Source organism: Nonomuraea aurantiaca, assembly GCF_020215705.1.
Lineage (GTDB): Bacteria > Actinomycetota > Actinomycetes > Streptosporangiales > Streptosporangiaceae > Nonomuraea > Nonomuraea aurantiaca.
Map to the genome: position 1 here is coordinate 29,324 of NZ_JAIWNB010000018.1, position 14,053 is coordinate 43,376.

The window sequence follows — 14,053 nt, forward strand, 5'->3', positions numbered from 1 at the left end:
ACCCCGTAGCCGATACTCGGGCGCGACGCTCAGGAGTCGCGGCGGGCATTCCTTCGCGGCGCGATGAAGACGGCCCAGGCGGCCACACCCAGGCCCGGACCGAAGCACGAACCTAGCCCGACTCCGTAAGTGAGGTTGTCGAAGAAACCCCCGACGACGACGCCGACGAGGAGGCCGAAGGCAGCGCCAAATGCGATCCAGATCCCGAGATTTGCCCAGATCCCGAGACCTTCGGCGGGCGGGGGCGTGTTGTTGTTCGTCATTGCATCTCTCCCAAGGGCGCGGGCGGACAGGGCTGACAATCTGGCGGCCCATCACGGCGGATGTTGGCGTTCGCGTTGTCCGGTGTCCGGAGCGGCCGAGTGCTGGCCGCGCCTACGCCGTGGCACGGCGGATGAGCGTGTACCCGCCAGCCGCGAACGCGGCGGCCACCAGGACCGGCCAGCCGGCGAGCAGCGCGGTGGGGGACTGGTCGAGCAACCAGCGGCCGATCGCGTGCCATTGCCGGGTCCACGTGATCAGCGCGGCGGCCAGCCCGAGCGCTGTGAACGCCAGGGTGAGGCTGGCCAGGACGCCGGTGGTGCCCCAGCGCAGGTGCAACGTGCCGAGCAGGATCCCGAGGTGGGTCATGACCAGCATGGGTACCGCGTACCCGAGCAGGAGCAGCACCGGGTTGGCGTCATCCATGAACGGCAGGTCGAAGAAGCGCATCCGCATCCCCCAGTAGCCGGTGGCCTGTTCCACGGCGCGCAGCAGGCAGAGCACCAGCGCGTAGAGCACCGACTGGACGACCGCGAGCAGCGACCAGGCCAGGTAGAACTCCCGGCGGGTCACGCTCATGCCCAGCGCGTAGGGGAAGATCTGGGTGACCGAGACGGTGGCCATCGCGATCGCGATGCCGCACAGGCTGACCAGGCCGCCGGTGGTCGTCACGCCGTCGCCCTGGTCGTAGTTCGCCATGACGCTCAACAGGTTGATGCCGAACGCGACGGCCATCATGCTCCACGTCCAGCCCAGGATCTGCGGCCAGGCCGGCATCTGGAGACGGGCCACCTGACGGATGCGGTTCATCGGGCGGCCTCCCGGTCCGCCGGCGCCGTTGTCGTCGGCGGTACGGTCAGGCGGACCACGAGTTGCTGCAGCGACAGCGGCTCCAGCTCGACGTTCAGCGCCTGCGCGAGCGCCTTCGCGTGCGGTCCGAGCCCATCGAGGATGGTCGACCGGACCAGGCCGCTCAACCGCTCGCGGTGCAACTCGGTGCGTCCGGCGGCGAACCCGTCCACGGCCTCCGCCCGTCCGGTGGCCGCCACCGCCCGCCCGCGCAGGTCGTCGGCGTCCTCATCGAGCAGCAGCCGGCCACGGTCGATGAGCAGCACCCGCTCGACCAGATCGCTCACCTCGTCGATGAGGTGGGTGGACAGCACCACGGTGCGGGGATGCGCGGCGTAGTCGGCGAGCAGGCGGTCGTAGAAAAGCTGCCGGGCGGCCGGGTCGAGCCCGAGGTATGGCTCGTCGAAGAACGTCAGGGGCGCCCGCGCGGCCAGCCCGACGGTCACGCCGAGGGCCGACAGCATGCCCCGCGAGAGCCTGCGGACCAGCCGCCCGGCCGGTAACTGGAAGTCCGCGGCGAGGCCGTGCGCGAAGGTGTCGTCCCAGTTCGCAAACAGCCGGCGTGCGGTGTGAAAGACGTGGCGCACGGTGTAGACGTGGGGGTAGCGCTGGCTCTCCCGGACGAAACAGACCTTCGACAGGACGGCCGGGTTCTCCACCGGTGGCGCGTCGAAGACCGACACGTTCCCCGACGACGCGAACGCCTGCCCGGTGAGGATCTGCATCAGCGTGGTCTTGCCCGCCCCGTTGCGCCCGAGCAGGCCGTAGATCGTGTGCTCGGCCAGCGCGAAGCTCACGTCGTCGAGCGCCGTGACGTCACCAAAGCGCTTGGTCACCCCGTGTGCGGTTACCACCGCTGTCATCCCAGGTCCCTCCCGACAACCGCACCGAATGAATCGATCATCTTCATCAGCTCGTCGTGGCCGATGCCGAGCTTGCGCGCCTCGGCGAGCAGGGGTTCCACGTACTGTTCGGTGAACCGTTCCCGTCGCCGCTCGCGCAGCCTGGCCCGGGCGCCACCGGCGACGAACATGCCGATGCCGCGTCGCTTGTAGAGCGTTCCCTCCGACACGAGCTGGTTGACGCCCTTGGCCGCGGTGGCCGGGTTGATCCGGTGAAAGGCGGCAAGCTCGTTGGTGGACGGGACCTGGGCCTCCTCCACCAGCGACCCGTCGATGATCGAGTTCTCGATCAGCTCCGCGATCTGAAGGAAGATCGGTCGGTCGTCGTCCATCGCTGGCTTAGCCGCCCAACTGGTTAGCTACACTTGTAACTAACCATGCAACCTCGCGCCGCGGCTGTCAAGCCGCCCGGGCGTCCCGCGACCTCAGCCGATGGCGGCGCCGGGACCCGTTTCCCGCTCGGGAAAGGCACATTGACCAGGCAAGTCACTGCAAGATCAACGCCGTTTGGGGCTCATGACACGTTTCTTACCGGCACGTCCATGTTCAGCCGAGCACGTCGTCCATGATCGCCCGGTGACGCGCGCGGGCTCGGTAGACCTCGTCCAGCGCATCGCTGTCTCCGGCGAAGCTCGCCTCGATGAGCGATTCGACATGGCCCTGCAGCGCCCCGAGGTAGCTGGCGTAGTGGTCACGAGCGTCCCCGTGCCCGCAGTCCTCCGGCTCACCGGGCAGGCAGGCCGGCAACGTGAGCCCGAGCGCCGCGAACGCCTCGCGCACTGTCCGTGCGCCTTCTGCCCAGTCCCTAACAGTGACTTCCACCTTGGCCGACGGTGTTGCGTCCATGACGCTCACCGTAGAGGCCGATGAACGCCGGCGTGGTCAGCCCCTCCGAAAATAGCCCTGTTGCGGCCAACTGCCCCGCCGTCATCGTGGTGAGCACGCTGCGGCAGCCTCCACCGGGGCGTGTCTGGCGTCATTGTGGCGGTCGCGCCGCTGTAGAGGTTGCTGTCGATGCTCGAGGCGGCCGCGGCCGGGCATCCGGCCAGAGCGGGGATCCGGGCACGCTGGTTGGCTGCGGTCTCTGCCGGTGTTCAAACACCCTCGGGCATGTCGAGCGCCTGACGTGCCTTGCAGATGATCTGCACCATGGTGACGGCTTGTAGGAGCCAGGGCGCACAATGCGGAGGCGGCGGTGAAACCAGCGGCGCCCACGACGAACAGCCGTCGCCGACCCCACCGGTCGCCCAGGCGCCCGACGAATGCGGATACTGCTGTTGATGGGTCAGGCTGATCCTCTGGTGTGGTAGCGAGTGGACACACTGCTGGTGCCACGCGTACCCGATGATCGTACCGGAGACCGATCACGTGACACTCTCGTCGTGCTTGCGCAGACAGCGCGTAGCTGCGGCGCCCAGGTGAGGTTGCCGGCGGCGAGTTCGGTGTTGAGATCCTCGGCGGCGGCCACTGCGGGGGCGGCGACCCCGAGCCGGCGGGCCAGAGCCCAGTCGGTGGTGACCTCGATGTGAACCCCGAATCGGGAGGCGAGTGCTTCGGTCAGGACGGCACCGTGCACGCCGGGGTTGTGTCCGGCGATGACGTAGAAGCCGTCGGCGGCTTCGACGCGTTCGTTGCGGTAGGCGGTCAGGTGGATGACACGGCGTCCGTCCATCGCCGGGTAGAGCACGGACAGCACGCGGGTGGGATGAGGGTGGCGTCGTCGACCAGCAGCAGCTGCCTTCGCATCGCGTCCACGAGCGGCCCGTAGGCGTTTCTCGTAGCCGCAGGCGGGCAGGGGCACGTAGTTGCCGACGAAGTCCTACAGGACCGTGTCGCCGGTACCGGGGATGGTGAGCAGGTCGTCGAAGGCGGCTTCGACCATGGCGGCCTTGCCGGTGCCGGGCAGCTCTTCGCCTGGCTGCCATCGGCGGCGAGGCAGGGGCGGTCAGGAACCGGTCGGGAAGTGGTAGCTCCCCACCTCGTGCTGTTCGACCTGGGGCCACCGCTGCGTTACGACCTTGCCACGGGTATAGAACCGGATCCCATCGGGTCCGTGCATGCGGGATTCCCCGAACGCCGAATCCTTCCAGCCGCCGAACGAGTGGTAGGCCATGGGTATTGGAATCGGCACGTTGATGCCGACCATGCCGACGTTGACCGCCCGCTGGAAGGCGCGCGCGGACTCGCCGCTGTTGGTGAACACGGCGGTACCGTTGCCGTATTGATTGGCGTTGATAAGCGCGATAGCGGCCTCTGGAGTCGCCACGCGGACAACCGCGAGAACTGGTCCGAAGATCTCGTCCTGGTAGACGTCCATGTCTACCTGCACATGGTCGAGCACCGTCGGGCCGACGAAGTAGCCCTCGGCGTGCCCGTCGACCACCAAATGACGTCCGTCGACCGCGACTACAGCTCCCTGGCGTTCGCCGGAGTCGACGTAGCGGGTGACGCGCTGGCGGGCATCGTTCGTCACCAGCGGTCCCATCTCGCTGTCATGCTGCCGGCCGGGACCGACTCGGATCGCCGCAGCGCGGTTGCGTAGTAGTTCGATCAGGCGGTCGCCGACCGGCTCCACAGCGACAGCTACCGAGATCGCCATGCACCGCTGGCCGGCTGAGCCAAAAGCAGCGGCGGTGAGATGCGCCGCGGCGAATTTCAGGTCGGCGTCCGGCAGTACGACAGCGTGGTTCTTTGCGCCACCCAGTGCCTGCACCCGCTTGCCCACTGCAGTCGCCCGCTCGTGTACGTATCGCGCGACGGCGGTCGAGCCGACGAACGAGACGGCTGCGACAGCCGGGGCTTCCAGCAGGCGGTCGACGGCGACCTTGTCGCCGTGGACCACGTTGAAAACGCCATCGGGCAGGCCGGCCTGGGTCCACAGTTCAGCGATGAGCATCGATGCAGACGGTACGCGTTCGCTTGGCTTCAGCACGAAACTGTTGCCGCAGGCGATCGCCATCGGATGCATCCAGGCAGGCACCATCATGGGGAAGTTGAATGGTGCGATGCCGACGACCACACCGACCGGCTGGCGGAATGTGTATGAGTCGACGCCGGTCGAGACCTGGTCGGAGTACTCCCCTTTGAGTAGCTGGGGGATGCCGCATGCGAATTCGACAACCTCCAGTCCGCGCTGTACCTCACCGAGGGCATCGGCGAAGACCTTGCCGTGCTCGTCGGCGATCAGCCCGGCGAGATCGTTGGCTCGCCGGCGCAGGAGCTCCCGGAACTCGAACAGCACCGCGCTCCGTCGCGTCAGCGACGATTGGCTCCAGCTTTCGAACGCGTCGGCTGCCACGGCGACGGCATGGTCGACGTCGGCAGTCTCGGCCAGAAGAACCTGACCCCGTTGTTGGCCCGTTGCTGGGTCCCATACCGGACTGGTACGGGTGGAGCCGCCCGATGTGCGGCCCCCCGCAATCCAATGCTGGATGGTCTGCATCGCTTCTCCTCGAATCGCTAGTCGTGACGGCCGGGCACAGGGAGCAGACCCTCGACGTACTGAGCGCGCCCCTCCGCGAACGACCAGTCCGCAGCCGAGTTTTCGATATAGCTGATGAAGAGGTCGTTGCCTGAGACGCCGACGGCTCCCAGGCGGCGCGCCAATGCGCGGTATACCTGCTGTTTCGTGTCGGTCGACCGGCCGACCTGAGTAAAGATCTGCACGATCACCACGCCAGTGACGCTCCGCTCGAAACCGAGACCGGCGTCCAGAGCGATGATCTCCCCGGGGTCATGCTGCGTGACGACCTGGAAACGGTCCCGTTCCGGAATTTTGAGTACCTCGACGACACCCTTATGAACTGCGTCGGCGATCGCCTGAACGCTTCGTTCGTCGCGTCCCCTGAAGATGTCGATACGAATGAGTGGCATAGGTGCCTCCGTAGCGGCGGGTCGGATCAGAAGCTCTTGCCGGCATCACGGGCGAGAGCGTGGGCCGCAGCGCGGTCGTTGTCGGCTGTGTCGGAGAACAGGTTCTGGCGAAGCGGGACCGTGACGATGTCCGTAATTCCTGCGGAGTACCGCAACCAATAGTCAAAGAACGACTCCTGGAAGTCCCGGCCGAACTCCGGCTCGACGCCGTGGTCGTACACGGCGCTGGTGTAGATGACGGCGGCTCGTCGACCGGAGAGCAGTCCGGTATAGCCAACGCTGGGGTCGATGGCAAAGAGCATGCCGTTCTGCGAGACGACATCGATGAAGTGCTTGAGGACGTACGGCACGCCGTGGTTCCACATCGGCACGCTGAACAGGTAGTTGTCGTAGCTCTTGAAGCGTTCGACGACGGCGAGTGCGCCGTTCCACACCGCGGCCTGCTCCGCCGACAGTTCGAGACCCGCCAAGGCCGCCATTTTCGCGTCGGCGGCAACTGGTCCGAACTCCGGGAGAGTGCCGTCCCAGAGGTCGAAGGTGTCCACCACGTCATCGGGATGGGCGGCACGGTACGCGTCGAGGAATGTCGCTGCCAAGGCGAGCGACTCCGAGTGTGCGCCCCTTGGGGAGGCAGAAATGTGCAGCAGGCGGCTCACGGATACATCCTTCTTGTAGGGCCCGGCTATTCATCGCCGGTGATGATGTATGGCAACCTAGGAAGGGGTCCGGCCAGGGGATATGTACAACTCGGCCACACATTTTCGCGGAAAAGATGTGCGGAGTGTGCACAAGCGGCGCGAGTGGCGGCGCCGATGCCCGCCACGATGCGCCGGGCCGGCCGTACTGCCACCGGCTGAGAGCACGGGCTTTCGCCCTGCTGTACGGCGGTTCACGGAGCCCTCGCGCCGCCTTTACGTACAATTTGTACATACCCATGACCTGCGGGTTGTGTACTTTGGGTGGGGTGAGGGACGTGGCGTCAGAAATCCAGAATCAGATACCGAGTCCGGTTCGAGTGGCTCTCGACATGCTGCGGTTGCTGGCACGGGATGGCAGCGCTGAGGAGCTCATGGAGCTCGGCGCCTGCGTTGCCAGCCGTGATCTCAGTACCGAGGACGCCGACGCTGTGCGCGAGATGAAGGACTTGTCACGAGATGTGCTGGGCCTTCTGGAGCGTCGACGCCGACGCGAGGTCGAACTCACGGCTTTGTTCCAGTCCGCGATCGACCTGGCGGCCATCCGGGATCTTGACGGAGTTCTCGAGGCCATCGTTCGTCGTACCCGCCTGTTGCTCCATGCCGATGTGGCGTACATGAGCCTGATCGATGAAGGCTCTGACGACACTCACCTTAGGGTTACATGTGGCGTTGTCTCGCCGACCTTCCAGCAGCTCCGTATGCAGATCGGCGACAGTCTGGGCGGTTTGGTGCTCCAGACGGGTATGCCGGCGAGTACTCGAAACTACTTCGACGAGACCCGGATCGCCCATGTCGCTGCGGTCGACGCAGCGGTCGCGGACGAAGGACTTGTCGCCATCCTTGGCGTACCACTACTGCTGGGAACCCGAGTCATTGGTGTGTTGTATGCCGCGCACCGTACCGAGCGGACCTTTAGTGCCGACGAGATTGCCGTTGCCTCGTCGCTCGGGGCTCACGCCGCCGTGGCATGTGACAACGCACGATTGTTCCAAAGCATGCACACGGCCCTGGCCGCGCTGAATGATGCGAACGAGACCATCCGCCAGCGCAGTGACCTGATCAGCACCGCAGCCGAGGTGCATCTCCGTCTGACGCAGCTGCTGGCTCACGGATCCGACCTTGCGGTGCTCGCTGAGACGCTGTCCCGTGCGTTAGGGGGTACACCACTGGCCATCGTCGACCGCCGCGGGACGACCATGGTCGTTGCCGGCGGGTGGAGCCAAGAGGTTGAGAGCAAGATCCACGAAGGGATGAGGCGCGCCCGGCGCGAAGGGCAAGCCGTGCGAGTGGACGGTTACTGCCTGGTCTCCGTTCGTACCTCGCAGGAGGACTTCGGGGCGATCGTCGCTGAGAGCGACGGCGATCTCGACGAGCTGGGCCTGCGCGTACTTGAGCATGCAGCTCTTGTCATGGCCCTACTGCTGACAATGCGGACGGTTGTTGCGGAGACGGAGAAGCGGCTGCGTCGCGATCTTGTTGACGATCTGCTGTCTACAAACGGCGACAACACAGAGGCACTGGTACGGCGGGCTATTGCGCTTGGAGTGGATCTCGAACGGCCGTATGTGGTAGCGGTCGCGGTCGGGGAACGCTCGGCTGACTTGACCATTGCCGCTTCGACCTGGGCGTCGTCGCGCGGCGAGAGCCTCGTGGGCAAGCACCAGGGCCATACGGTCTTGCTCATCGCCGGCACGGACGCGTCCAGCGCTGCCCAAATGGTCGCGACGGAGGTCGCGCGCTTCGCCGGGCAGAAGGTGACCGCCGCTTCTGCGGGGCCCGGCCACGGTGTGGTACAGCTTCGACGCGCGTTCCAGGAGGCCCAGAGATCCTTGGCCGTGATGATTCGAATGGGCGCGGTCGGGGTTGGGAGTACCGCGGCTCGGCTCGGCTTTGCCGGCCTGATGCTCGCCGAGCGCCCAGATCCGCAAGCGTTCGTACGGACGACGATCGGTGCGGTGCTGGACTACGACGCGCGACGTGGATCGCGGCTACTGCACACCTTGCACGTATATCTGGAACACGACCGCAACGTCTCCGGGGCCAGCCGAGCACTACAGATCCATCTCAACACGATGAGACAGCGACTCGATCGTCTTACCCGACTTCTCGGCGATGATTGGCAGAGCGCGCGTCGACTGCTCGAGGTGCAGGTGGCGCTGCACCTGCACAGCACGCTCGACGCCGTTCGGGCAGGGTCAGAACCTGGAGCCCCCTGAGACGAGAAATCATCTCAGCGTCGGCGGGCCGCAAGCCAAGCCAAGCCAAGCCACCGACCATGCGCGTCTCGATTGATCCGCATCGTGCCAGTGCGCTGGATACCTTCGCTGTACGGACCTCGGTGGTAGAAGCAGAAGCGCCATCGCGTGGCCGTTGGGCCGAGGTCCGGGCGGCTGACGTGCGCGACGGTCACCCGTCCGTGGCATCCGGGCCGTCAGGACCGCATGGGCGTCGACCGGCAGATCGGCTGGGACGAGAAGGCTGGGCGCCTGGTCGTGCTGGCCGAGGACCGGTATCCGATCACGGTCGTTCAAGTGACCGGGAGCGACGCATGACCAAGGCCGCCAACGTGGACGGCACGAGCGACAGCGTGAGCGAACCGCCTGCCCCGTTGGATGCGGCGCAGGCGGTTGACGAGTTCGGGTTCATGCGCTGGCTCAACAGCAGGCCGGCCCGATCACCCGCCGGGATCAGCTCACCAAGCGGGCGCTCATCGCCACACGGCCGGACGGGCGGCCGGTCATGGGCGAAGGCGACCGCATGGGCGCGTACGTGGGCGGCCGCAAGTTCGGCGACGTGTCCGTGCCTTCGCGTCGGCTGTCGGTCGCGATCAGCGACCCGGATCGGTTCGCCGCGTGGGCGCTCGCCGAGGGGTTCGCGACCGAAGTGGAGACCAAGCAGCGGGTGCGGCCGGCGTTCTTCGCGATGCTGCGCAAGGCGGCTGAGGCGTCCGGCGCGGCTCGGCGGGAGCTGAAGCTGGTGCATCCGCGCACGGGCGAGCTCATCAACGTGCCTGGCGTGCAGGTGAACGTGGCGGCGCTCGCGCCGACTTTCACGCCGGCGGCCGATGCCGAGCAGGTCCTGGCCGAAGCGCACGCCCAGGGCGTCCTGGCTGTGCTGTTCAGCCGCGTGCTGACGTTGCCCGCAGTGGACGCGGGCGCCACGAACGAGAACGAGGAGAGTGACAGGTGACCCGCCCGACGCGCGTCCACCGCCTGAACGTGACCTATCCGAAGGGTTCCGACCAGCCCGGCTGGCCGCCGCGCCGGGCCGCTTCGGTGATGATCAGGTCGAGTTGGTGCCGGGCCCCGTCGACGAGGATGACCCAGGGACGGACATGGGCGGGGTCGCGGGCCTCGGCGTGGTCGAACGCCTTGGCGATCACAGCGCCGGGGCCGGTGATGACCGAGCCGCACAACCACTTGCGCATCGCGCGTGGCCGGGGCCGCGGCCGGCGCCGTCCGGCTCGCCCGCCCGGGACGGCGATCACATCGTGCGGCCGCCGCGGTGCCGCTTCGGCGTCGTAGACCACCCCCAATGTCGCCATCCGCTTGCGCGCCGGTTTCTCCCCGGTCGCAAGCCGCGTCCGGAAAGTGGCCCGGGCGCGGGCGGCGGCCTTCGCGGTTGCGGGCCGCAGTGCCTCCGGGCGCATTGCGATGCCTTTGCCGTCCACGCTGAGCGCCAGCACCGTCGGTGCCGTGCACGGCACCGGGAACCGCGCGGCGTAGAAGGCATCGACATCGACCGCTGCCCGGGCCACCACCTGCTCGATCTGCCGTTTGCCGATCACGTTGCCGCAGCGCGCCGCCAGCGCCGCGTGGGCGGCGTCGAACGAGCCGCGCGCCGTCTCGATGACCGCGAGCTTCGCCAGCCCGGCCGAGTGCCGCACCGCCGGCAGCGACAACGCCGCATCCGCCGGATACACGTTGCGGACGCCCGGGGCGCGCCACGCGCACCGGGTGACCGTCACCGTCCCGACAAGGGTGGCCAGGCCGGTGTCCCACGACTTAGCCGTGTAGACGAGGCCGCCAGCGGCGAACAGCAGGCCGAACAGCACTCCTAGAGCCTGTACGGAGTTCTGATCTTTAGATGGGTTGGAGGCTGCGGATCCACAGGATGGCTCCGCGGAGATGAAGACCGGCCAGATAGCTGTCGGGGGTTTTGTCGAAGCGGAAGGCCAGCCCGCGCCACTCTTTGATCCGGTTGATCGCCCGTTCGGCCGTGTTGCGCTGCTTGTAGAGATCTGGATCATGGCTGACGGGGCGGCCGCCACGGGAGCCGCGCTTCTTGCGGTTGGCCGCCTGGTCGCTCTTCTCCGGGATGACCGCCTTGATCCGGCGCCGGCGCAGATAGGTGCGGTTGGCGCGGCAGGAGTAGGCCTTGTCGGCGGCCACCGCGCCCGGGCGGGTGCGCGGGCGGCCGATGGGCAGGCGGATCTTGATGCGCTCCAGCACGGCGCGAAACTGCGGGCTGTCTCCGGCCTGGCCGGGGGTCAGGACGAAGGACAGCGGACGGCATCGCCGGTCGGCGGACAGATGCACCTTGCTGGTCAGTCCACCCCGTGAGCGGCCCAGCTTGGCCGCCGTCAGCCGGAATCTGCGCCGTCGTCGTAACCGCCGTCGTCCGTCCCCGTCTTGGCCGCAGTCCCCGTCTTGACCGCAGTCCCCGTCTTGACCGGAGTCGCCGTCTTGACCGGAGTCGCCGTCGTGGGGGTTTTGCCCCTTTGGCGTAGCCCCCTTTCCTGTTCGGCGGCCTCTTCCAGCGCCTCGGCCAACTCGCCGTCCAGGACCATCCCGGCGGCGTGGTGGTGGGCGCGGGCCGTCGTGGAGTCGACGCTGACCAGGTCGAGGTCAGCCCGCCCACGGGCAGCGGCCTCGGCGATCATCGCCTGCATCAGCTGCTCGAACACGCCGCTCGTCGCCCACGACCGGAACCGGTCGTAGACGGTGGATCAGGGCCCGTACTCGACGGGCAGATCCCGCCACGGACTACCGGTCCGAAAGCGCCACATCATCGCGTTGAACTGGCGCCGCAGGTCCGGGATCGGGCCTCGCTCACCCAGCGGCAGGTGAGGCTCGATCAAGGACCATTCCTCATCAGTAAGGTCTCCACGCGCCATGGCGAAGGCGTACCAGGATCGCAGGCCATAGCGCAGCGAATCCCTCTGATCTCAACTCCGTACAGGCCCTAGCGATGTGAGGTGCTGCCAAGGTCGCTGCTGTCTCGCGTCGTGTAGCTCCTGTCTCTTCTCGACGAGTAATGCGTCGAGCTCGGTCTGTGTCGGCGGGGTTATCCGCGGTTTGCGTCGCCTCAGCGGGCGTTTTGCCGGGCTTGGTGGCGTACGCGGCCGTCATCTCAAAGGCGACAGTGAACGGCTCGACCGCGAGTCAAAGGCGATCTAGTGTTCTGAGTCAGTAATTCGCCGGCAATATGAGGCTAGGGCGTCGAGGATCTCTTCGGCGGTCTTGGTCCAGACGAAGGGCTTGGGGTCCTCGTTCCAGGACGCGATCCAGGTGCGGATGTCCTTCTCCAGCGCCTGCACGGTCTTGTGCACGCCGCGTCGTAGCTGCTTGGTCGTCAGTTCGGCGAACCAGCGTTCCACCAGGTTCAGCCAGGACGAGCCGGTCGGGGTGAAGTGCAGGTGGAATCGGGGGTGCGCCAGCAACCAGCGTTTAATCGCGGGCGTCTTGTGCGTGGCGTAGTTGTCGCAGATCAGGTGGACATCGAGCTCGGCCGGGACCTCCTTGTCCACCTTGATCAGGAACTTCTTGAACTCCACTGCACGATGCCTGCGATGCAAGGAGCCGATCACCTTGCCCGAGATCACGTCCAGAGCCGCGAACAACGTGGTGGTGCCGGCCCGGACATAGTCATGGGTGGCCCGCTCGGGCACGCCGGGCATCATCGGCAGTACCGGCTGAGATCGATCCAGCGCCTGGATCTGCGACTTCTCATCCACACATAAGACCAGCGCCCGCTCCGGCGGATCCAGATACAAGCCGACCACGTCATGCACCTTCTCCACGAAGAACGGATCGGCTGACAGCTTGAACGTCTCCGCCCGATGCGGCTGCAGGCCAAAAGCCCGCCAGACGCGCGACACCGTCGACTGCGACAGGCCCACCTGCTTGGCCATGGACCGCGTCGACCAGTGCGTGGCGTTGACGGGCTTGGTCTCCAAGGTGCGCGCGACCAGCTCCGCCACCTGCTCGTCACTCACCGTCCGCGGCCGCCCCGGCCGCGGCTCGTCGGTCAACCCCGCCAGCCGCTCCGCCAGGAAACGCCGACGCCACTTCGAGACCGTCTCCCGCGATACCCCGACCTCCTCCGCCACCACCTTGGTGGACACAGGCAGGCCGTCCTCGCCGATCGCATCACACGCCAGAACCAATCTGGCCCGCAACGCCATGTCCTGGGCGCCCTTGCGCCGCCGCACCCACCGCTCAAGCTCGCCGCGCTCGCCATCCGTCAGATGCAGCGGCTCCACCTTCGGTCCCGGACGCCAGCGTGGCAATCTGGCTCAGATGCGCGGATGGGTAGTGATCCGCGGAATCTCCGACTATTCGAACAAAGAAAAGAATGACATCCTGCAGAAAACGGCCGCCCGGAACGCCGCAGAGGTACTGCGAGCCCTAATCCCCTACCTCCCATCTCACACCTGACGGGAAGTCCCAATGGGAGAGTTCGTAATCGGGGTGGTGAGTTCGCTCGTCGCCACCGCGCTCGCCGTTGTGGGCGGTATGGCGCTGTCGCCTCGCGTGCGCTTCTGGCCGACCCTGCTTCTGTCCAGATTCACCGGCTTGGGAATCTCTCGGGTGCATCCGCGACAGCGCGTCGCCGCCGAAGATCTCACAGCAGAACTCGACAAAGCCCGCTGGGTACGGGTGCTCGCAGGCCGAGGGAATGAACTCACCCGCGATGGGTTCGTGGCCCTGTGGGAGGACGAAGGACGTCGCCTGGAGTTCGTTCACGTACTGCTTCCCGATACCAACCATCCCTCCGCGTCATGGCTGGAGTGGCGCGAGGACGAGATCCGGCGTATCGACCCTGGTTTCTCCCGCGGAATGCTGGCCGAGCAGGTCGACATCAACGCCGAATACATCAGGGAGTCCGCCGCTGACAGGGACAACATCGAGCTGCGCCGCTACAACCTCCCCAACCTCCACCGAATAGTGCTCACCGATCGCGTCGCCTTCCTCACGCTCTACCGTCGGGCGACCCACGGCCGAGACTCGCCCTGCATTGTTGCGCCCCGCCCCGGTCTGATGTATGACTACGCCTTCCAGCTCTTCACCACAGCCTGGGACCATGCCTAGGGTCGGCAACCGTGGTTGGGCGATCGACGCTGAGGGCCTCCTTGCTGAGGGCATCGCACTCAATTACGACGCATTCGCCCGCTTCTCGTGGCTCCGGAATTCGATTGGGCCGCAACACAAGGTCAGGGGTTCGAGTCGTCTCGGCCGCGCACGCAAG

Annotated in this window: 14 protein-coding genes and 2 pseudogenes; 4 read left to right on the forward strand and 12 right to left on the reverse strand. The window is 66.7% G+C overall.

The window, feature by feature from the left end; translation table 11 throughout:
- Window positions 1–29: 29 nt before the first annotated feature.
- From LDL49_RS34695 to LDL49_RS34735, 9 genes are all read right to left on the reverse strand, one after another.
- Entirely contained in the window at window positions 30–263 is a 234-nt protein-coding gene (locus tag LDL49_RS34695) for a hypothetical protein (RefSeq protein WP_225297530.1), read from the reverse strand.
- Window positions 264–375: 112 nt separating this feature from the next.
- Window positions 376–1,071 carry a hypothetical protein gene (locus LDL49_RS34700; protein WP_225297531.1) on the reverse strand — a complete coding sequence of 232 codons (696 nt, stop codon included), beginning with the start codon at window positions 1,069–1,071 and terminating at the stop codon, window positions 376–378.
- A complete protein-coding gene (locus tag LDL49_RS34705; protein WP_225297532.1) occupies window positions 1,068–1,973 on the reverse strand; it encodes an ABC transporter ATP-binding protein in 906 nt (301 codons plus the stop codon). The genes LDL49_RS34700 and LDL49_RS34705 overlap by 4 nt, the downstream gene beginning before the upstream one ends.
- On the reverse strand, window positions 1,970–2,344 hold the full coding sequence (locus LDL49_RS34710; RefSeq protein ID WP_189140698.1) for a GntR family transcriptional regulator: 375 nt from the start codon (window positions 2,342–2,344) through the stop codon (window positions 1,970–1,972). Before LDL49_RS34710 ends, LDL49_RS34705 begins: the two co-directional genes overlap by 4 nt.
- Window positions 2,345–2,558: 214 nt before the next feature.
- Window positions 2,559–2,858: a hypothetical protein gene (locus LDL49_RS34715; RefSeq protein ID WP_225297534.1), complete on the reverse strand. Its 300-nt coding sequence runs from the start codon at window positions 2,856–2,858 to the stop codon at window positions 2,559–2,561.
- A gap of 439 nt (window positions 2,859–3,297) precedes the next feature.
- The gene (locus LDL49_RS34720) at window positions 3,298–3,708 is read right to left on the reverse strand and encodes a P-loop NTPase family protein (protein WP_225297902.1); all 411 of its coding nucleotides are present in this window, start codon (window positions 3,706–3,708) and stop codon (window positions 3,298–3,300) included.
- Between the two features lie 249 nt (window positions 3,709–3,957).
- On the reverse strand, window positions 3,958–5,454 hold the full coding sequence (locus tag LDL49_RS34725; RefSeq protein ID WP_225297536.1) for a CoA-acylating methylmalonate-semialdehyde dehydrogenase: 1,497 nt from the start codon (window positions 5,452–5,454) through the stop codon (window positions 3,958–3,960).
- Window positions 5,455–5,471: 17 nt separating this feature from the next.
- Complete coding sequence (locus LDL49_RS34730; protein WP_225297538.1) at window positions 5,472–5,885, reverse strand: tautomerase family protein; 414 nt, start codon at window positions 5,883–5,885, stop codon at window positions 5,472–5,474.
- 26 nt (window positions 5,886–5,911) lie between these two features.
- Window positions 5,912–6,541 (reverse strand): FMN-dependent NADH-azoreductase, encoded by a 630-nt coding sequence (locus LDL49_RS34735; protein WP_225297539.1) that lies wholly within the window; start codon window positions 6,539–6,541, stop codon window positions 5,912–5,914.
- A 371-nt stretch (window positions 6,542–6,912) separates the two neighbouring features.
- Here LDL49_RS34735 and LDL49_RS34740 point away from each other — a divergent pair, with 371 nt between their 5' ends.
- The 3 genes from LDL49_RS34740 to LDL49_RS34750 all read left to right on the forward strand — a co-directional run bounded on the left by LDL49_RS34740 (window position 6,913) and on the right by LDL49_RS34750 (window position 9,772).
- Window positions 6,913–8,799 (forward strand): helix-turn-helix domain-containing protein, encoded by a 1,887-nt coding sequence (locus LDL49_RS34740; protein ID WP_225297541.1) that lies wholly within the window; start codon window positions 6,913–6,915, stop codon window positions 8,797–8,799.
- A gap of 147 nt (window positions 8,800–8,946) precedes the next feature.
- The gene (locus LDL49_RS34745; RefSeq protein ID WP_225297543.1) at window positions 8,947–9,135 is read left to right on the forward strand and encodes a hypothetical protein; all 189 of its coding nucleotides are present in this window, start codon (window positions 8,947–8,949) and stop codon (window positions 9,133–9,135) included.
- A gap of 187 nt (window positions 9,136–9,322) precedes the next feature.
- Window positions 9,323–9,772 (forward strand): hypothetical protein, encoded by a 450-nt coding sequence (locus LDL49_RS34750; RefSeq protein WP_225297545.1) that lies wholly within the window; start codon window positions 9,323–9,325, stop codon window positions 9,770–9,772.
- A 58-nt stretch (window positions 9,773–9,830) separates the two neighbouring features.
- Here the strand turns inward: LDL49_RS34750 and LDL49_RS34755 are convergent.
- From LDL49_RS34755 to LDL49_RS34765, 3 genes and pseudogenes are all read right to left on the reverse strand, one after another.
- A pseudogene (locus tag LDL49_RS34755) lies at window positions 9,831–10,556 on the reverse strand (ISKra4 family transposase); the annotation flags it as partial.
- A 109-nt stretch (window positions 10,557–10,665) separates the two neighbouring features.
- Window positions 10,666–11,699, reverse strand: a pseudogene (locus LDL49_RS34760) (IS5 family transposase).
- A gap of 279 nt (window positions 11,700–11,978) precedes the next feature.
- Window positions 11,979–13,094: an IS630 family transposase gene (locus LDL49_RS34765; protein ID WP_372470496.1), complete on the reverse strand. Its 1,116-nt coding sequence runs from the start codon at window positions 13,092–13,094 to the stop codon at window positions 11,979–11,981.
- A 160-nt stretch (window positions 13,095–13,254) separates the two neighbouring features.
- On the opposite strand from LDL49_RS34765, the gene LDL49_RS34770 reads away from it, so the two are divergent.
- Entirely contained in the window at window positions 13,255–13,896 is a 642-nt protein-coding gene (locus tag LDL49_RS34770; RefSeq protein WP_225297549.1) for a hypothetical protein, read from the forward strand.
- Window positions 13,897–14,053 lie beyond the last annotated feature (157 nt).